The 18,822-nt window shown below is 42.2% G+C and carries 21 protein-coding genes and 1 pseudogene; 7 read left to right on the forward strand and 15 right to left on the reverse strand.

The window, feature by feature from the left end; genetic code table 11:
• The 10 genes and pseudogenes from A3GW_RS0103910 to A3GW_RS0103955 form a co-directional block, all read right to left on the reverse strand.
• The coding region (locus A3GW_RS0103910) for an IS3 family transposase (RefSeq protein ID WP_169333180.1) at positions 1-795 on the reverse strand (795 nt) is incomplete at its 3' end.
• Positions 756-1,028 carry a transposase gene (locus A3GW_RS0103915; RefSeq protein ID WP_018368017.1) on the reverse strand — a complete coding sequence of 91 codons (273 nt, stop codon included), beginning with the start codon at positions 1,026-1,028 and terminating at the stop codon, positions 756-758. The genes A3GW_RS0103915 and A3GW_RS0103910, both read right to left, overlap by 40 nt.
• A gap of 73 nt (positions 1,029-1,101) precedes the next feature.
• Positions 1,102-1,461 (reverse strand): annotated as a pseudogene (locus A3GW_RS0103920) (conjugal transfer ATPase TcpF); the annotation flags it as partial.
• Entirely contained in the window at positions 1,445-1,837 is a 393-nt protein-coding gene (locus A3GW_RS0103925; RefSeq protein WP_000723888.1) for a conjugal transfer protein, read from the reverse strand. The gene A3GW_RS0103925 and the pseudogene A3GW_RS0103920, both read right to left, overlap by 17 nt.
• Positions 1,838-1,925: 88 nt before the next feature.
• Positions 1,926-2,423, reverse strand: coding sequence for an antirestriction protein ArdA (locus A3GW_RS0103930; RefSeq protein WP_000342539.1), 498 nt, complete (start codon positions 2,421-2,423; stop codon positions 1,926-1,928).
• Positions 2,424-2,539: 116 nt separating this feature from the next.
• Positions 2,540-2,761 (reverse strand): hypothetical protein, encoded by a 222-nt coding sequence (locus A3GW_RS0103935; RefSeq protein WP_001009056.1) that lies wholly within the window; start codon positions 2,759-2,761, stop codon positions 2,540-2,542.
• Between the two features lie 42 nt (positions 2,762-2,803).
• Entirely contained in the window at positions 2,804-4,009 is a 1,206-nt protein-coding gene (gene mobT, locus A3GW_RS0103940) for a MobT family relaxase (protein WP_000398284.1), read from the reverse strand.
• Between the two features lie 177 nt (positions 4,010-4,186).
• Positions 4,187-5,572, reverse strand: coding sequence for an FtsK/SpoIIIE domain-containing protein (locus A3GW_RS0103945; protein ID WP_000813488.1), 1,386 nt, complete (start codon positions 5,570-5,572; stop codon positions 4,187-4,189).
• A 28-nt stretch (positions 5,573-5,600) separates the two neighbouring features.
• A complete protein-coding gene (locus A3GW_RS0103950) occupies positions 5,601-5,987 on the reverse strand; it encodes a YdcP family protein (RefSeq protein WP_000985015.1) in 387 nt (128 codons plus the stop codon).
• 15 nt (positions 5,988-6,002) lie between these two features.
• Positions 6,003-6,317 (reverse strand): YdcP family protein, encoded by a 315-nt coding sequence (locus A3GW_RS0103955; protein WP_000420682.1) that lies wholly within the window; start codon positions 6,315-6,317, stop codon positions 6,003-6,005.
• A gap of 379 nt (positions 6,318-6,696) precedes the next feature.
• Between A3GW_RS0103955 and A3GW_RS0103960 the strand changes: the two genes are divergently transcribed.
• Complete coding sequence (locus tag A3GW_RS0103960) at positions 6,697-7,722, forward strand: threonine aldolase family protein (RefSeq protein ID WP_018368019.1); 1,026 nt, start codon at positions 6,697-6,699, stop codon at positions 7,720-7,722.
• A gap of 91 nt (positions 7,723-7,813) precedes the next feature.
• Here A3GW_RS0103960 and A3GW_RS0103965 read toward each other — a convergent pair whose 3' ends face one another.
• A complete protein-coding gene (locus A3GW_RS0103965) occupies positions 7,814-9,709 on the reverse strand; it encodes a M13 family metallopeptidase (protein WP_018368020.1) in 1,896 nt (631 codons plus the stop codon).
• Positions 9,710-10,069: 360 nt separating this feature from the next.
• Between A3GW_RS0103965 and A3GW_RS0103970 the strand changes: the two genes are divergently transcribed.
• Genes A3GW_RS0103970 through A3GW_RS0103995 form a run of 6 tightly spaced genes read left to right on the forward strand, consistent with a single transcriptional unit; the run spans position 10,070 to position 15,439 of the window.
• The gene (locus tag A3GW_RS0103970) at positions 10,070-12,022 is read left to right on the forward strand and encodes a GGDEF domain-containing protein (protein ID WP_018368021.1); all 1,953 of its coding nucleotides are present in this window, start codon (positions 10,070-10,072) and stop codon (positions 12,020-12,022) included.
• Between the two features lie 5 nt (positions 12,023-12,027).
• Positions 12,028-12,480, forward strand: coding sequence for a 50S ribosomal protein L9 (gene rplI, locus A3GW_RS0103975; protein WP_018368022.1), 453 nt, complete (start codon positions 12,028-12,030; stop codon positions 12,478-12,480).
• A gap of 42 nt (positions 12,481-12,522) precedes the next feature.
• A complete protein-coding gene (gene dnaB, locus A3GW_RS0103980) occupies positions 12,523-13,875 on the forward strand; it encodes a replicative DNA helicase (protein WP_419757098.1) in 1,353 nt (450 codons plus the stop codon).
• A gap of 11 nt (positions 13,876-13,886) precedes the next feature.
• Complete coding sequence (locus tag A3GW_RS0103985; RefSeq protein WP_018368024.1) at positions 13,887-14,441, forward strand: hypothetical protein; 555 nt, start codon at positions 13,887-13,889, stop codon at positions 14,439-14,441.
• Between the two features lie 13 nt (positions 14,442-14,454).
• Positions 14,455-14,754 carry a Veg family protein gene (locus A3GW_RS0103990; RefSeq protein ID WP_018368025.1) on the forward strand — a complete coding sequence of 100 codons (300 nt, stop codon included), beginning with the start codon at positions 14,455-14,457 and terminating at the stop codon, positions 14,752-14,754.
• A gap of 1 nt (position 14,755) precedes the next feature.
• On the forward strand, positions 14,756-15,439 hold the full coding sequence (locus A3GW_RS0103995; protein ID WP_018368026.1) for an NAD(P)H-dependent oxidoreductase: 684 nt from the start codon (positions 14,756-14,758) through the stop codon (positions 15,437-15,439).
• A gap of 1,178 nt (positions 15,440-16,617) precedes the next feature.
• Here A3GW_RS0103995 and A3GW_RS0104005 read toward each other — a convergent pair.
• The 4 genes from A3GW_RS0104005 to A3GW_RS0104020 all read right to left on the reverse strand — a co-directional run bounded on the left by A3GW_RS0104005 (position 16,618) and on the right by A3GW_RS0104020 (position 18,812).
• Complete coding sequence (locus tag A3GW_RS0104005) at positions 16,618-16,983, reverse strand: DUF1492 domain-containing protein (protein WP_018368028.1); 366 nt, start codon at positions 16,981-16,983, stop codon at positions 16,618-16,620.
• 234 nt (positions 16,984-17,217) lie between these two features.
• Positions 17,218-17,604: a hypothetical protein gene (locus A3GW_RS0104010; protein ID WP_018368029.1), complete on the reverse strand. Its 387-nt coding sequence runs from the start codon at positions 17,602-17,604 to the stop codon at positions 17,218-17,220.
• A complete protein-coding gene (locus tag A3GW_RS0104015) occupies positions 17,576-17,830 on the reverse strand; it encodes a hypothetical protein (protein WP_018368030.1) in 255 nt (84 codons plus the stop codon). Before A3GW_RS0104015 ends, A3GW_RS0104010 begins: the two co-directional genes overlap by 29 nt.
• Positions 17,811-18,812 carry a hypothetical protein gene (locus tag A3GW_RS0104020; RefSeq protein ID WP_018368031.1) on the reverse strand — a complete coding sequence of 334 codons (1,002 nt, stop codon included), beginning with the start codon at positions 18,810-18,812 and terminating at the stop codon, positions 17,811-17,813. Before A3GW_RS0104020 ends, A3GW_RS0104015 begins: the two co-directional genes overlap by 20 nt.
• Positions 18,813-18,822 lie beyond the last annotated feature (10 nt).

Below are 18,822 nucleotides of genomic sequence, written 5' to 3' on the forward strand. Positions count from 1 at the left end.
TTCATACTTTTCATAAGTATTTCTATAAACTTCTTCTTTCTTTAAAACAGCATGAAATGACTCTATACATGCATTGTCATAAGGACACCCTTTTTGACTAAAGGATTGTATTATATTAAATTCATTGCATAGATTTTTCATATCATTACTTGTATATTGTGAACCTAAATCACTATGAAATATTATTTTATTATCTTTGCNTATATCTTGAAGATAACAAGCATTTTTTAGTGCTGCTATAACAAGATCATTTGTCATATTTTTACCGAAAGAGTATCCCACTATTTTCTTAGAGTGTAAATCAAGTACAGAAGCCAAGTAGCACCAACCATCTTTTTGCGTTTTTATATAAGTTATATCTCCTACCCATTTCTCATTTATGCTTGTTGTTGTAAAATCACGCTTCAAAAGGTTTTCTAAACCTTCTTTCGGCTTTTTCTTAGATGTTGGCTTGTATTTTTTTATTATTATAGATTTTATTCCTAATTCTCTCATTAATCTTTGAGTTCTTTTTATAGATATATTAAATCCATTTTTAGAAAGCATTATTTTTATCTTTGGAGCTCCGTATCTACACTTACTTTCTTTATAATACTTTAATATAGCCGTTTTTAGCTTTTCATTCTCAATTTCTCTTTCTGATTTCTTAGGATTTTTCTTACTATAATATGTGCTACGTGGAACGTTTAAAATAGAGCACATTTTTTTAACTCCATAAGTTTCTTTATTGACTTCTATAACTTGTATAATTTTATTTAGTTCTCTTTCGCAAATATGGCCATAGCTTTTTTTAATATTTCATTTTCCTCTTTAATTCTAGCCATTTCTTTCTTTAATTTGGCTACTTCTTTTAATGTTATAACCTCGTCTTCAGATATTTTTATTTCTTTGTTAGCTTTTACCCAGCCATTTATAGTTGATTTTGCTATGCCATATTCACTACTTATTTCAGAAATTGTCATTCCAGATTTATATAAATCTGATATCATTTCTTTATAATCTTCTGTATATTTTTTACCTCTACCCATAGTAGAAACACTTCCTTTCTCTAACTAAATATTATTTTATCTAGTTCGATAAAATGTGTCCACTATTTTATACTAACACCAACTTAAAGCCGATAAAGAAACGGTAGTTCACTTGATTTTCGCCAATCATGGATATTAAAGCGTCTGTCTGTTGGTCGATTTTGTCATAGGCAACCGCTTTGAGCTTGCCAGTGACTTCATTTTTGGAACGCTCTTGTGCAGAACGTATGCTGGATTCTGTACTGATTTGTAAAGCATGAATTTTGCCATCACGATTTTGTGCGATAAGCTGTCTGAAAGAATCATGCACTTGTATTTTCTGTTCTGGACTTAGAAATGAGTAATTGTAAGGAACAAGCTCATAGTAAGCATAACATTCCCCGTCTTTATTCCAGACGAGATTGTTTTCAATGTATTTAATTGGATATGCCATAAAATTCACTCCTAACTGCTGTAATGGCTTCTTGTGGCTGGTTTCTGCCAAGCGTTACTTTTTTTCCTGCATAGGTCAGCTTTGGTCGCAGTGCATAAGCAATGACAGACTTCAAAAATCCATAAGGCTTTTTACCATCAAAAGTTTTTGTAGACATAAACCATGTGAAAGCCACAGGAATCCCAAAGTATTTGAGAAATGCTCCCTCTATCATGGAAAGAGGGGGCAAGTTGCCAAGTATCATCACTGCAAAGAGTGACACGACAAACCATGTCATTTGCGTAAAGGTTATGGGAAACGGAAGTCTAAAATCATTGATAGAATACAGTACCTTTTCCACAGACCAGATACTGGTATAGCTTCGTATTTTCTTCATGTAATCAATCCTTTCATAAAAAATAGGGGTAGCTGATTGAGCCACCCCGTAAAATAGAAAATCTGCCAGTAGTAATGTACCGACAGATTTAATAGACGATTTCAAAAATCCCATGATTGGTTGAGATAAACGTTCCTGAAAGGTCTAAATCCCGACCATAGGCTTGATAATCAATATAGTTTTGAAGACTAGCTGGTACTTCGCCTAAAGCACCCGTTTCTTCAATGTAGTAGCGTGCCACGTCATACATATCATCACAATCGGAATGAATGATAATATCCTCTTGATGTTCGCTTAGTTCTTCAATGCTTGAAAAATGAGTGAGCAGAGCAGATAGCTCCGATTGTAATTCTTCGGGTAATTCCGATACCATTTCCCATAGTCGATTGAGTTCGCCAATGGAAGTGTATTCGTCAACCGTAAAGGGTAACTCGTAGTCATGAATGGCGTATTCCTCATATTCATCATTCAAGCCGATTTTCTCTTTGACTTCCTCAAAGTCAATGGGAAAGGTAAACCACGCACCGACCAATTCGCCCTCATTGTATTTGCCTAAATTCGCAATATAGACTTGCATATCGTCCATATATTCACGTCCTTTCTTTGTAGAGATTCAAAAATCCCTACCGCACTTCGTTTGGTGTACCATTCCTTTGCGGAACATAAGAAAACCACTTATATTCCACAAAAGAACGGTTTTATTTAAGCACCAATAATGCGATTGAATAGCTCTAGTAAAATGTCTTTTACTCCAGCAGCGTTGAAGACTAAGCCAACCGCAATAATCGCAATAATTAAAAAGCCAATCAGTTTGCTAAACTCACGCTTGAAGCCAAGATACAAGCCAATCACAACGATTGCTAAAAGCACCAGTGATTGAGCGTTTGATAGAAACCAGTTATAAAGGTTTTGTCCAAAATTCATAAAAATGTTCTCCTCTCTATATTCAATGAATTTGTATTTGAGTTATTTTTTTGTTGTTATCACGTCCTGTTCTTTTACTGACTGTTGCTTCAAAATCTGCTTGTGTCGGTCTGTCAGTTTCGCATGGTCGAGAATGTCTTTTACAACCTGCGTCTGGTTGATTTCATCAAGTTTAATCGCAACCTTTAAGGTCGGGGCAACTTGATGAGATAGCCAGTTCAGCGTCCTTTGGAAGGAGTAAGGCTCTGGTTTTGTGGTTAGTTTTAATCGTTCACGATTGTTCCCAATAAACCAAGCCCATTCTTCATTCAGTTTCCAATCAGAACGAGGTTTGGAATCGTCTTTATCTACAAAACGGATATACCGATTGATAATTTTAAAGGCGGTATGCTCTGGATTGTCATAGACGAGTAAATCACGGACTGCATAATAGGCACGCTCATTTTTCAATCGAATCTCAAAACGGTTTTTTACTTCTGCGTCTTCAATGGGAATATCATTTTTCTTGTACTGCTCGTAGTCCTTTTCATAGATACAGAAATAAACTTCACTTTGTAATGAACCGATATAGAGGGTGTTTCCCATACATTCCTTTTCCTCTTTGCGTACCAGTTCGCCACTGCGATAGCTTTTAAAACTGCGGAAGACGGAGATACATTCTTCCTGTTGGCACTTTTCAGTGAGTACAGGGATATTCAAAATCCCTGTCTTATCGTTAATGGCAAGGTCAAGGCGTTTCATCACACCGCCAGCCACCAAAACGTCCATAAAGAACTCATACCAGCTTCTTTGTTGTGCCAGAAGATAGCTTTCAAATTGTCTGCACCCACGACCTTTCAATTCCACCAGAACTCCTTTGTCCAGTTCATGGGAGCAAAGGACGAATATGTCGCCTAAAGCATAATGCTCTGAATAAGAATAGAAACCATAGTCCTCATGAAGAAAATAGGACAGTTTCAGTTGTAAGATGTTTTCGACCACCTGCTGTACGTCTGTTGTCGGAAAGCGAATCCTTACATAATCAAACAGCATTTCAAGGGGAGCGTCGGGATTGAAGCGTTCCAGAGCTTCCCAAAGGGACTGCTGTAAATCCTCTGATGGCTTGACTTTTCCTGTTTCAATATCGCTTAGATACTGCCTTGTAATACCAGTCGCAACAGCTAAACGGTTTTGAGATAGTCCATAAGCCAAGCGTTTTTCTTTTAAATGCTGTAACCAAGTTTGTTCATTCAGTAAAAATCCCTCCAATCAAAAAGGCGTATGTCAACTTTTAAAGCCCATTTGACATACGCTGAAATTTTGTAAATCCCTTGTAACCAAAGGATTTTCTAATGTTTTTTTGACTGTTTCCTGTCGATTTGTACCCCCCTGTTAGATACGGGGGGTTAAGTGCTGGCGTGGCTATTGCCACACCAGCCAGCAAGATCAGTCCACACCTGCGACTTCCGCTTCGCACGTCGCCTGCGTGGACTGTCTGCTGTTGGATAACTTTTTAATTTCCTCCAAGAAATCATATCCTTTTGGTACAAGGGGAGTATAAAACTCTGATATGACACTTGTTCCTACATCAACATAGCCACGACCTTTGATTCGCTTTAAGAAGAAATCCTTTTGTACGTCACTGCCAAACATCATGCCATAGCCCATTTCAGACATACGACCTAAAGCCACTCTGAAATTAAACTGATCACGGATTCCGTCGCCTAAATATTTTGCGTCTGGACGTTGACAAGCCAGTATTAGAAAGAAGCCAGCTTGACGACCTAACATGACAATCTGTTTCAGCTTATTCATAACTGCGGTGTTTTCTTTTGTTCCCAGCATTTCCATGAAAGCGACGTATTCATCAAAGATTAAGAAGTGTGCCGGGAGACCTAAGTAAGCATAATTTTTGCCAGTCTTATAGTTCTTCATCTGCTTCATTTCCTCACTACGTTTCATCATTTCTTCATAGAATGTTTCAATGCAAGAAAGCAAGTCTTCTTTTCTATAGTAGACATTTGCCATCACAGAACCTAAGTCCGCAAGGTCAGCATTTTTCGGGTCAAGAATATACAGTTTTGAATCTGTATGAAGCAAGGCTTCAATCAGTGTCAGTATAAAGTAAGTTTTACCGCCACCTGTACCACCAGCAATCAACATATGAGGGAGCTTATCATATTCCCACCATACGTTTTTCATTAAGCGAAGTTTACCATCTTTAGCTTCTACTTCATCAATAGAAATACGACTGGCTATGGTGTCATAGAGCAAAGTATATTCCACATAGGAATCCTTTAACTCTTTATCCGTCAGCTCACAGTACAAGCCACTCTCTAATTTCTTTTCCAAGTGTAAGAGTTGGTCTTGATATTTTCCCAGCGTGATTTCCACCCGTATCTGTATCAAGCCATTTTTAAGTCGATAATACATTTTAGGGAAGTAGGTTATCTTTTCCTTTGTACGACCAGCACTATCTTTAAAGAAACCCTCTGTTTTGACCTGTTCAGATTCATACCACTTGTTTTCAAGTATCATCTTTGCCAGTTTTTGACGGTGGTAAAGTTGTTTAACCGTATCATAGCGAACCCGTTTGAATACAAACGCTACCAGCAAGCAGATAAGAATTGCGACACTGAAACTGATAATTAAATAGGGAATGTCAATCTTATCTGCTTGTGATAGGTTAAAATCCTGCCAGTTGATCTGCTGGATTGTCTTCACATGAAACAGTCCGACAACCAGCAGGAAAACAGGCAGGAGTGACGCTATCGTAAAATGAAAGACTAAATCTTTACCAGATGGGCGAATCCTTTTACCACGCTGTTTCATGCGAAAAAGTCTCCTTTCTACCTAGCGACTATTTGTCTTGTGTCGGTTCTTTCTTTGCTTGTGGTTGAGCTTTGAATGAACTAGAATCCTTTGTCAGCACAATATCGTCTGCCTTGATATACCAGTCAACATCTGCTCCTTGATAGGTGGCAGTAGCAACGGTGTCCGCAATGGGATTGATAAGTTCCACCCGTGCGTTATAATCAAACTCTTTCAAAGGCACGCTGGCAGGAATACTTACTTGAATCATGCGTCCTTGTCCTTTGGATTTTAAGTCATAGGTACGTTCCTTGATTTCATCTGAAACCGACCCGTCTTCATTTTGGATTCTCACTTCACGACGTAGAGCAGAGAATTTCAATTCTCCAAAAGTCGTGTCTTTATCTAATACAATGCCATTTGCTAATCTCATCATTTTTCCTCTCTTTCTTTATTCTTTTATCATGTCGTCAGCATGTAAAAGGTAATTTGTAAAACCACGAGTGCCGATTTTGTAGCCCTCTGCGGTAATACGTGGATTGACTAACTTCACACGTTCCTCAAAGCCGAAATGTTTTTCGCCAGCTTCAGCAGGAAGCACCACCACAATATCATCTGCTCTTTGAACATCAGAATAGAGATTATAGCTTCTTGATAAGACAGTTAGCCGTCCGTTGATTCTTCGCTGAACGACTTTATCCTCGCCAGCAAATTCTAAATTGCCGAATGTTTTTTCCATGTTGGGAATCACAAATTTAAGTTCCATATTTTTACCTATCCTTTCTTTTTTATTGGCTGAATGAATGTTTGATGGTCTTAAAGAGTGGGGAACGACCTTTTGATTCTTGATTTTTTGTTTTCATAAGTTCACTTCCTTTCAAAATCGGGTAAAAAAATAGACACCTCATTTTTTGAAGTGTCTACCTATTAAATATTCAAATTTTATTGGAAGTATCTTTATATCTTCACTTTTCAAGGATAAATCGTCGTATCAAAGCTCATTCATAAGTAGTAAATTAGTAGTAAATTGAGTGGTTTTGACCTTGATAAAGTGTGATAAGTCCAGTTTTTATGCGGATAACTAGATTTTTATGCTATTTTTCATATAAAAATGATAAGCTAGTCCTAACACGAAAGGAGATCTTATGTTACATTTTGAAAATGATTATAACGAAGGAGCTCATCCCGAGCTACTCAAGGCCTTGTTAGAAACAAACACTGAAAATTTAGCTGGTTACGGGACAGATGACTACACCAAACGAGCAGCTGAGAAAATCAAGCTGGCCTGCCAATCACCAGATGCAGATGTGTTCTTTTTAACAGGGGGAACACAGACCAACCAAGTCGCCATCGCAAGCCTCCTTCGCTCTTATGAGGGGGTTGTAACTGTTGACACTGGGCATATTAACACCCATGAAGCAGGCGCGATTGAGTATACTGGTCACAAGGTCTTAACGATTCCTCACGAGCAAGGCAAGCTCTCTGCCCATAAACTAAAGGCCTATCTCGACCAGTTTTACCAAGATGATGCCAAAGAACACATGGTGGCACCAGGCATGGTCTACATCTCACATCCGACAGAGTATGGCACACTCTACTCCAAAGCGGAATTAGAAGCCCTCGCTTCAATCTGTCGTCACTACACCTTACCGCTCTTTCTTGACGGCGCACGCTTATCCTATGGCTTAGCCGTGACCGAGACAGATGTCGATTTGCCGACAATAGCAGAGCTTTGTGATGTCTTTTACATCGGTGGCACAAAAATCGGTGCTTTAGCAGGTGAAGCCTTAGTCTTTACCAGACAGCCCATGCCGAAAAACTTCACCAGTATCGTCAAGCAACACGGCGCTCTTCTCGCAAAAGGACGGGTTCTTGGTGTTCAATTTGATCGCCTGTTTACTGATGACTTACACCTAACTATCGGGCGTCACGCTATCAAACTCGCTGAACAAGTCAGAACGATTCTCCTTGAAAAAGGCTACCACCTTTACATCGACTCTCCGACAAACCAGCAGTTTGTGATCATCGACAATAGCCAGCTGAGCAAACTCGCTGAGTCAATGGTCTATACCATCTGGGAACCTTATGATGATAACCGTACCGTCATCCGCCTAGCAACCAGCTGGTCAACCACGCAGGAAGATGTCGACCAATTAAGAGAACTATTATAACAACGAATATAACAACGAAAAAGTGGCGAATCGTTTGACTCGTCACTTTTACATCATTACCGTCAATCACTGACAAGACACTCGTCAATAACTACCAGATAATCACACGATCCGCTTCATCACGCCACATACCATCTGATGATGTGACACCAAAGGTCTCATGGAATTCAGCAAAGTTTGGTACTTGCAAGTTACAACGCAAGTGACCTGGGGCATGGACATCAACACTAGCCAGCATTTGCATGTACTCCTCACGAGCTTTCAAACGCCAGATGGTGGCAAAGTTGGTGAAATAGTCTGCCGCTGAGAAATCAGCTTCTTTCTTGGCAGCTTCCAGAGCACAGGCCAGACCACCCAAGTCTGCCACGTTTTCAGACACGGTCAGCTGGCCATTGACCTTGGCACCGTGAGAATCCTGACCATCAAAGAGAGCAACAACCTTGTCTGTCCGCTCTTTGAAGGCCGCGTAGTCCTCGTCTGTCCACCAGTTTTTCAAACTACCATGCTCATCAAAGCTGGCACCGTTGGTATCAAAGGCATGGGAAATCTCATGCGCAATGACCGCACCGATCCCCCCATAGTTGGCAGACGAAGACTGCTCCAAACTGTAAAACGGCGCCTGCAAAATCGCTGCTGGAAAGACAATCTGGTTCTGCTGGGGATCATAGTAGGCATTGACCATGTGAGCCGGCATGTGCCACTCAGACTTGTCAACAGGTTTATCCCACTTGCTCCAACCGTGACGGATAGAAATCTCTGCTAATTTCTGAACATTGTCGACTAGAGACTTGTTTTCATCGATGATTTTTTGCGCATAGGTCTCAGGGAGTTTTTCTGGGTAGCCGATGTGTGGCACGATGGTATTGAGTTTGGCGATGGCCTTGTCACGAGTTTCAGGCTTGAGCCAATCGTTGGTCTCTAGGCGCTCCTTGTAAACTGCAATCATGGTTCTCACCTTGTCCTCAACGTCCTTCTTAGCTTCTGGCGAGAAGTAATTCTGCGCATACCAGAGACCGATGGCTTGGCTATAAGGACTTTGAGCGAGGTAACTAGCTGCTTTTTTCTTGTCCATGGCTTGTGGCGTCCCCGAGAGGTGACGCCCATAAGCTCCCGCTAAAACCCTGATCTCGTCTGTTAGGTAGCTGGTGTAGGTTGTTGCGGCTGCATGGAGGAGGCTAGCCTTGAGGGCTGGCCAGTTAGCTTCTGAATAAAATTCCTTAGCAAAGCCTGTCCAGAAACGCTCCTCGCGCACGATAACCTGCTCTGGCAAACGCCCCAAAATCTCTGTGAACATCCTATCCAGTGGCAACTCTGGGGCCAGAGCGGTAAAGTCTGCCCAGTCGTAAGGGTGGTAGTGCTCCACATACTTGGCTGACTCTTCGTTTGATAGGGCATACTGGGCAATCTTGGCATCCAAGGCGATGATCTTGTCCAGCATGTCGGTAATCTCCTCCGTTGTAAAGCCAAAGTGAGGTAGGAGCTCTTCCTGGCAGCTACGCCATTTCGCCAACAACTCCGCTCCCTTCTCATGCCCTTCCTCGTAGTAAGTCGTGTCTGGGAGAATGGTATCCATACCATAAGCCCAAAGGACATTGTGCTGGGCGTTCATAAAGTCAGGCGACACCCCAAACGGCAGGAGGTTGGGCTTACCTGCAAACTCAAAGTCTACTAGTTTATCAGTGAAGGCTTTGAAAGAGTTGAGGGCACGAATTTCCTCAATCAAGGGCATAGCTGGCGCCACACCATCAGCCTCACGTTTGTCAAAATCAGCTGCCAAGCGATGGAACTTGACAAAGTTTTGCAGAATAGGATCTGTCGGCACATCCTCACCTGCCAACCACTTATCCGTAGTCTCAAGCATGAGCTTTTCTATGCCCAGGTGCAAATCCATAAAGCCACCTGTCGTTGGCTTGTCATCTGGAATCACAGCTGTCTTTTCCCACTCACCGTTAACACTCTTGTAAAAATCGTCTTGTAAACGTGTCATTCGTTCATACTCCTTTTCAATTGCTGGATATTATTGTAGCAAAATTTTGACGTTTTGAGTAGAAAAAACGTTAAAGCCCAGCAAATTGCTGGGCTTTAACTAGGAGATTTATGAAAAAGATGAGTTAATGATAAGTCTTCTTCCTTAAAGGAACCTTAATCGTCAAGCAACTCTTTTTACTACCTCATAGCAACTTAGTAAATCCGTATAATTGCACCGACATTCATCGGACTTGCTTTGCCTATCTTTAAGATATCCTGGTATGGTTGCCATACCGTCTTTACGGTCCTTCATTCCCAATCTGAAATTGCTATCCTTTAGAGCTTTTTTGTGATATAATAAGGCATTAAGAGGTTTAACATGAAAAAATTTCGATTTGATAAGAGCCATCTCATCATGATTGGTTTGATTTGCTATGGCGTATTGGCTTTGGGTCATGTCTTGGTTGGGCAATCTATTTGGTTTTTCTTCTTGTTGCTGGGAGTTATGATTGCTTTGGTCGGTTTATCTCTATACCAAAAGTTCAGCTATGATTTGTCTGAAAATGAACAAGTTGAACGGATAGCAGATCAAATGGAGGGTAACTTAGCCACTTTGCTGGACCAGATGCCCGTTGGTGTGGTTCAGTTTTCTGAAGACCATCAACATGTGACCTGGTTCAATCCCTATGCTGCTCTGCTATTGACCACAGAAGACGGTGACTTTGATGCCAACAGTGTCCTTGAGTTGTTTAGGCATAACCATCAAGGAACTGTTAAACTTGGGGACACCCTCCTGATGGTGACGACGGATAGTGCTAAAGGGATGCTTTACTTTTGGCACACCTACCAACCAGAGGTTCAAGCACCAATCTTGAGCGAGTTTAGTCCGGTTATCGCGGTTGTTTCTGTTGATAACTATGATGACATGACGGACAATTTGGCTGATGCAGAGGTGTCACAAATCAACAGTTTTGTGGCGAATTTTATCTCTGATTTTGCCAATCAAAAGAAGATTTTCTATCGTCGAACCGAAATGGATCGGTTCTACTTGTTCACAGATTATTTGGTCTTGACGGAGTTAATTGAGGAAAAGTTTGCCTTGCTGGAGCAATTCCGTCAGGCAGCAAAGGAGCTTGAACTAGGCTTAACGCTGAGTATCGGAATTGCTTATGGTAGTCATGATTATCAGGATATCGGTCGAGTGGCTCAAAATAACCTTAACCTTGCCATGGTTCGAGGCGGTGACCAAGTTGTCGTCAAGGAGAACCTGCCAGATAAAGATGTGCAGTATTTTGGTGGCGGTAGCACCTCTACCGTCAAACGCTCTCGGACACGCACCAGGGCGATGATGTCTGCTATCTCAGAGAAAATCAAGCATGCTGATAATGTGTTTGTCGTTGGGCATAAGCAGACGGATATGGATGCTTTAGCTGCCAGTGTCGGTATGCAGGTTTTTGCGTCACAGGTGATTGATGAGGCTTATGCAGTTTATGACCCAAAGAGCATGACCGATGATGTGGCGCGGGCTATCAACTATTTAAAACATGACGAGAGCACACGACTACTAACACTGGCAGAAGCTTTTGGTCACCTTAAACGGCGTTCACTTTTAATTATGGTTGACCATTCAAAACTCGCACTGACCTTATCTCAAGAGTTTTATCGGCAGTTTCGTGAGGTGATTATCGTGGATCATCATCGCCGAGATGAGGACTTCCCTGACAATGCCAGCCTCAGCTTTATTGAAACAGGGGCTAGTTCAGCTAGTGAACTCGTCACAGAGCTGATTCAGTTTCAAAACGCCCCTAAACCGATTAGTCGCTTGCAGGCCAGCGTTCTGATGGCAGGTATCATGCTGGATACCAAGAATTTTTCTGCCAGAGTAACCAGCCGTACCTTTGATGTGGCGAGCTACTTGCGCCGATATGGCAGCGATAGCGTCGCTATTCAGACAATCTCCGCTCAAAACTTTGACGAATACCGTCAGATAAACCAGCTGATTATGGCGGGGCAGCTTGTCGGTCAGCGGGTCATTATCGCTACAGGTGATGAAAATGTCGTCTATACCAATGCTCAGACAGGCAAAGCAGCAGATGCTCTTCTTGAGATGGCTGGTATCGAAGCCAGCTTTGTCATCACCAGAACAGCGAATGGCACAGTCGCTATTTCTGCACGCAGTAAAAAAGACATCAACGTGCAGCGCCTGATGGAGCGCCTCGGCGGTGGCGGTCACTTCAATGTGGCAGCCGCCCAGTTGGATAGCCAATCTACACGACAAGTTAGGGATATTTTACTAACCGAAATAGAAGAAATTACGATAGACAAGGAGTAACAAGGATGAAAGTTATTTTTCTACAAGATGTTAAGGGAAAAGGTAAAAAAGGTGAGATTAAGGAAGTTCCCACAGGCTACGCTCAAAACTTTCTCATCAAAAAAAATCTCGCCAAAGAAGCCACTAATCAAGCGATTGGTGAGTTAGCAGGTAAACAAAAATCTGAAGAGAAACACGCTGCTGAGCTCTTAGCCGAAGCCAAACGCTTGAAAACTGAGTTGGATAAGGAAGAGCATCGTGTCCAATTCTCTGAAAAGGTTGGGCCAGACGGTCGTACCTTTGGCTCAATCACTGCCAAGAAAATTACCGAAGAGCTGAAAAAACAGTTTGGTTTGACTGTTGATAAGCGAGGCATTCAACTAGACCATCCGATTCGTGCTATCGGCTTGATCGAAGTCCCTGTGAAACTTCACAAAGACGTTGATGGGCAAATCAAGCTGCACATCAAAGAAGCTTAAATCATCTAAACAGGAGGTGTCCTCGTGACAGAATTTCAAGAAATGCGGGTACAACCCCAAGACTTGTTAGCTGAGCAATCTGTCTTGGGCGCTCTTTTTATTGCACCTGATAAACTGGTTGGGGTACGTGAATTCATCAATCCAGAAGATTTTTACAAGCCTGCTCACCGTATTATCTTTCAGGCCATGATTACCTTGAGCGACCGTCATGAAGCCATCGATGCAACCACGGTCCGGTCAATTTTGGATAATCAGGGTGATTTACAGGCTGTCGGTGGCCTGACCTACATCGCAGAGCTAGTCAATAGCGTTCCCACATCAGCCAATGTTGACTACTATGCCCAAATCGTTGCTGAAAAGGCCATGCTTCGGCAAATCATCTATCGGCTCACCGCGTCGGTTAATCAGGCCTACGATGGCATTCTGTCACCTGAGGAAATATTAGCAGAGGCTGAAAAAGCTCTAGTTGATGTCGGTGAACATCATCATCGCAGTGGCTTCAAACGAATCGCTGATGTTCTGGCACTAAATTACGAAAATCTTGAGGTGCGTGCTAATCAGACAAGTGATGTCACTGGTTTGCCAACTGGTTTTCGGGACTTGGACAAGATTACCACAGGTTTGCATCCCGATCAACTCATCATCCTTGCGGCACGTCCTGCAGTCGGAAAAACCGCCTTCGTCCTCAATATCGCACAAAATGTCGGTACCAAACAACATCAGCCCGTCGCCATCTTCTCGCTGGAAATGGGCGCAGAGAGCTTGGTCGACCGGATGGTAGCTTCCGAAGGCGTTGTTGATGCCCATCGTTTGCGGACAGGGCAACTAACTGACCAAGATTGGCAAAATGTCACCATAGCCATGGGCAATCTTGCCAAGGCACCGATTTACATTGACGATACCCCAGGGATTAAGATTACAGAAATCAGAGCACGTTCCCGCAAACTGGCTCAAGAGTTAGGACAGCCCTTGGGACTGATTGTTATTGACTACCTGCAGTTGATTACGGGCACACGACCTGAAAACCGCCAACAGGAAGTGTCAGATATTTCTCGCCAGTTGAAAATCTTAGCCAAGGAATTAAAAGTTCCTGTTATCGCCCTCAGTCAGCTCTCTCGTGGGGTTGAGCAGCGGCAGGACAAACGCCCAGTTCTATCTGACATCCGCGAATCGGGGTCCATCGAGCAAGACGCGGACATCGTTGCTTTTCTTTATCGCGATGATTACTATGACCGCGATAACAAAGACGCGGACGGTAATGACAAGCTACCCGATAATATCATTGAAGTTATTCTGGAAAAAAACCGGGCAGGAGCCAGGGGAACCGTTAAATTGATTTTCCAAAAAGAATACAACAAGTTTTCTAGTATCGCCCCTTATGAAGAGAATAGGTAGGGGAGAAACCAGTGAAAAAGCGATTGTTGGGCGGTGCCTACGAATACTTGATCAAGGGAGTGGTCCTGCTAGGTACCTGTTTATGGGTATTTGTCACTGATCGGCAAGAGGCTGATAACATAGGCTACATGTCTATGGCAGTTTTTACCGTGCTTGGACTGGGCTTATTAGTCTGGGCTGGGAAAATTATCCTTGCTAACCAAAGGAATTATGCCCAATTTTTTAATCAGTTTCCTGAATTAAACAGTCAAATATCTGCTCTTGAGACGAGGGCTAGCTTTATTGACCATCAGTTTGGTTTGCTCATCTACAAAGGACACCTGATTTCTTATCGCGTCGGTCAATTTACAGTTGTGCCCTTAGCTAGGGTCTCTCGGCTGAGTTACTATAAAGTTAGTGGGAGCTTAAAACGCTTGCCAAAGGTATACTTGATTGCTGACTTCTTGGATGGGGCAAAGCCAGTCTACCTGCCCATTAAGGCTCTGACCTTGAACAGTCCTAAGCTTTGGCTAGAAGCAGTACACCACGACATTCTTAAGGATTTCCCACATATTACATACCATTAAAAAGGAGAAACACATGAGTGATGCATTTACAGACGTTGCAAAAATGAAAAAAATCAAGGAAGACATCAAGGCTCACGAGGGGCAAATTGTCGAATTAACCTTGGAAAACGGGAGAAAACGAGAAAATATTAAGCAAGGTCTCCTATCAGAGGTTTATCCCTCCTTATTTGTCATCGAGTTTACCGATGAATTGACAGGTCAAACCTCCATCGAGTCTTATACCTACTCTGATATTTTGACAGAAAAAACGCTGATTCGTTACTTGGATGAGACAGAGGATGCCATTAAAGAAGATCAAAAACAAGGAGAATAGTATGGACCACCAAGAAATGAGACAAGCCATTAGAACGGCTAGTGATTTTCGAACAGCCGTTCGTGTCTATAGCGAACAGCAGTTAGCGAGGGAAGACGTTGAGCTACTCCTTGATATCGCTCACCAAAGTCCTAGCTCTGTCGGCTTAGAGGGCTGGCGATTTATCGCTATTGATAATCATAAACTGGACAGTCAGTTGAAAGATGCTCTAAAGGCCGTTTCTTGGGGAGCCATTCCGCAATTTGAGACAGCCAGTCACTTCATTTTTCTGGTCGCAGAAAAAAATGCCCGCTATGATAGCGAGAGCATGCGGCAAAGTTTAGTGCGACGAGGCTTAACTAGCGAAGCTGATCTAAGCAGTCGTTTGGCGCTTTATAAGGCATTTCAAACACGCGATATGGCGATGGCGGACGATGAACGGGCTCTATTTGACTGGACAGCCAAACAGACCTATATCGTTCTAGGTAATGTGATGACTTGTGCTGCTCTTTTAGGGATTGACAGTTGTCCTATCGAAGGCTTCCATCAGGAAGAAGTCAATCGTCTATTGACAGAAGCAGGCATTATCGACCAAAACAAAGAAGGTCTAGTGACCATGTTATCTCTAGGCTACCGCTTACGTGACCCCAAACACCCTAAAACACGCAAACCGCGTGAAGAAGTTATTAGTTGGTTGACGGATTAAATCAAAATCACCCGTTTTAAAAGGTTGTTTTTACACCGCCCATAAGGTGATTCTCTCCAACCACGTCAACGTCTAGGCTACTTGATTACTTGACTAACGCTCGTTGAACGGGCGTTATCTTATTATGACTTTAAGCCATAATGAAAAGCCATTACGTTCTACGAGTCAGCTCTAGGAAATTTTTAAAAAAGGAATTGTTTCAAAGAGCAACATTTTCAGATAAAGTAAAAAGCCCGCAACCACGGGCTTTTTATGTGCTTCACCATCAGATTAAAGCATTTTGTTATCTGGGTTGTGTCAAATACCGACAAATAGAGGGTAAAAGCCTAGGGTTTTGACTATATTCTTAGCCAAAATGGTCAAAAATTGACAAATACGGAAAACTTAAAGGGTAGTAAATTGGTGATTAAATTTTCACGAGTTCAGCAGGCAAGGAACTAGCACCCCCACAAGGTGCTTTTCTTTTGGTTAAAAAAATAGAACCGTCCCACCGCCTCCACAGCAAGCTGCTTCATGGGCGTCAGAAGGGTTCTACTTTATTTAACTAAATTATACACCAAAGTATCTGTTTTGGCAAGCAAAAAACAGAGGAAACCGCGCTCCAATGGGTGCTCGACTTCCTCAGTTTTGCTTAAATTATACCACAATCACGCACCGCTTGCTACTGTATCTTACTGTATTCTACTGTGTTTTACTGTTTCCTAGTGTATCTTGATAGTATCGCCTCACGGGGTGCGTGATAGCATAACCCTTGACAACTTAACCAAAACTTGCGATAATGTGAGGGAAGAGTAAAAGGCTTAGCATTCGCTAACGCCAACACAAAGCCCCCAGCTATTGCGAGTAGCTGAGGGCTTTTCTTGTGGGCTAGACGGTGCTAACCTGTGATTTTTGCTTACTTGATAAACTTATCTAGCCAGTAAGTCACAATCCAACCGATAACGGCCTCAAGGATTGCAGCAAGCAAAAAGAGTAAAAGGGCTTTGAGCATTCTCCCTACCTCCTTCCCAGGCGGTATAGGTTAACGCCACGGGTATTATACCACAAAAATAGGACACGCTACAAGCTCATATAAAAGCCGTAGAGCGATTTTAGGCGGTGCGTGCCTATTTCTCTGGCTGGGTAGCTAGTCGTCTGATTTACCTTTTTCTCGTTGGTCTGTGTGGCCTGTGGCAACCTTAGCCTAATCTTAGCCCTTTTTCATGGTCAGATTCTGCATGACCCAACACCTCAGCAAGTTCAGAAAGTACTTTTCTCAAGTATCTAAAAAATGTTTGTCTACTTACGCCCATTGCCTCCCCTGCCTCTATGTCTAATTTTTGCTGAACATAGTAAAGGTTTAATGCTAATCGATGCTTGGGGGTTTTTAGACTGTCAATTAGGCTGACCAGCTCCATACGTTCTTTAGTCAACCTGTTAATTCTGTTCGTTATGTCTTCCTTAAGCGTTAACTGGGCAACTAACTGATTTTCCGTAATGTTTACCCTGCTAGTCTGCACCCTAGTCTGCGTTAGTCTTGTCTGCTTAAAGAGACCTGTTTCCAAATACTGAAGTTCCAGATAGAGTGAGCTGATTTCCTTATCAATCCACTTAATACCCTCTAACCTCTGTTTTAGTTCTTCCGTGGTTATTGTTGCCCCTCCTGTGGTAGAATAAGATTGTTGAAACTTTCTACCCTGCGGCCAAACCGTGGGGCTTTTTGCTATGGTTTATCCAGAGTATTTGTTCGTTCTGAAAATCACCACTTTCTAAATAATAAATCTTTATCTCATAACTTCTTATCGGTCTAGCATTTCCGAAAATTTGATTTCATACTCTTCCAACACCTCTTGTACGCTTTCCACTTCGTGAGCTTTGTAGGCCATAGAAAGCACAGTTTGAGCCGCCTGTTGCCTAGCGTAGGGGCTGGCGGTGTCATCTAGCATAATCCCCCTCAAGACCTGCACGGCCTCAAGGCTGGCATTCTGCAACTGTGCCGTAGTTTGGGCCATCAGCTCGCTTTTATACTCACGCCACGCCTGGCGGAAAGTAACTGATTTTAGATACTTCTGCCCTGTACTACGGGCGATCCCTGCCACCTCACAAGCTCTGACAATGCTAGGGCTTGTAGCCAAGGCTAACATGAATTTTTCTTGCTTAGGTGTCAAGTTCTGTTTCTTGTTCATAAGTACGCACCAGCTCTCGAACTGCTTTCATCATTTTAGGATTGTTTGAAAATTCCTTAAAGTTCACAAACTCGTACCCAAAACCTTTGGCATAACTAGGATTTGTAAACTCAATTCTAAGCCATGCTAGCCAGTCTGCTAAAGCTTCTTCATGGTTTTCACGCAACATATCACTATTGGCTTTTATTAGGGTATCTAAAGCTTTTCTAATCGCTCGTCTTTTCATCGTCTCCCCCTGTTGCTATCGCTACTTTTTCCGCTGAGTAATACCTCTGAGCATAATCCGGGTCATTACGTAACTTCAGTTCGTGCTTGTTTTCTAAAAATCGACTGTGTGCCAGAACATCATAATCCTTACGGCCGATGTTCCAGCGGTCTGTGGTTGTATCATCAAAACGTTCTTCCAAATACTTAAATCTAACAGTTGGATCAAAAATTTCAGTCCCTCGGAAAATACGCTCATCAAACTCTTCATAAGTCAGTTGCTTAGGGGCGTTACTTTCCTTAACAAGCCCTTTTAACTGCTCCCATTCTGCCTTAGTCTCACTTGGAACATTTTTCAGCAAGTCACTCACATTAGCAATCTCTTTTTCAATCTCCCAGATTTCCTTGTCGATATTATTCAAAGACAAGTTTAGAGCTTCAAATCCATCTTCATTCTCTGACGGTAAATAAACAATATTCAGACCAACGCCCCGGGTCATTGTCAAAATACTTACCATCTCATTTAATTTTTTGTATTCCGGATCAAGTGTGAATGATAATTCGGCGTCCTCCATGCGCTGGAATAGCAAGTTTTGTATTCTAGCGTCACTCTTGTAGCGATTACGAATTTTTGCAAGTTCATAACTTGAAAAATCTTTTTCCTCGTCATTCAAATAGGTGTAAGTATCGTTGGCATCCCATGTCTCAAATTCCAAGTCAAAATCTTGACGGCGTAACATTTCAGCTTGTGGATCTGCATAAATGTTTCTTGTGTTCTTATGACGGCTCTCAATAAAACTCATTTGTTGAGTGTACTCGCTGATTTTAGTTTCTCTAAAATCCTCGAACTTTTGAGCAAGTTGCTCCTGTAACTCTGTCATTTCCTTAATGACCCGACTACGTTCAGTATCCCATTTTTTGAACTTAATCAAACGTTCAAGACCGTCTAAGTAGTCTTTGATGATTGCTTTGTAGACTGGCGAATAAGTGTAAGAAAGTTCCATTTTTTCCTCC

It is taken from the genome of Streptococcus entericus DSM 14446 (genome assembly GCF_000380025.1).
GTDB classification, from domain to species: Bacteria; Bacillota; Bacilli; order Lactobacillales; family Streptococcaceae; genus Streptococcus; species Streptococcus entericus.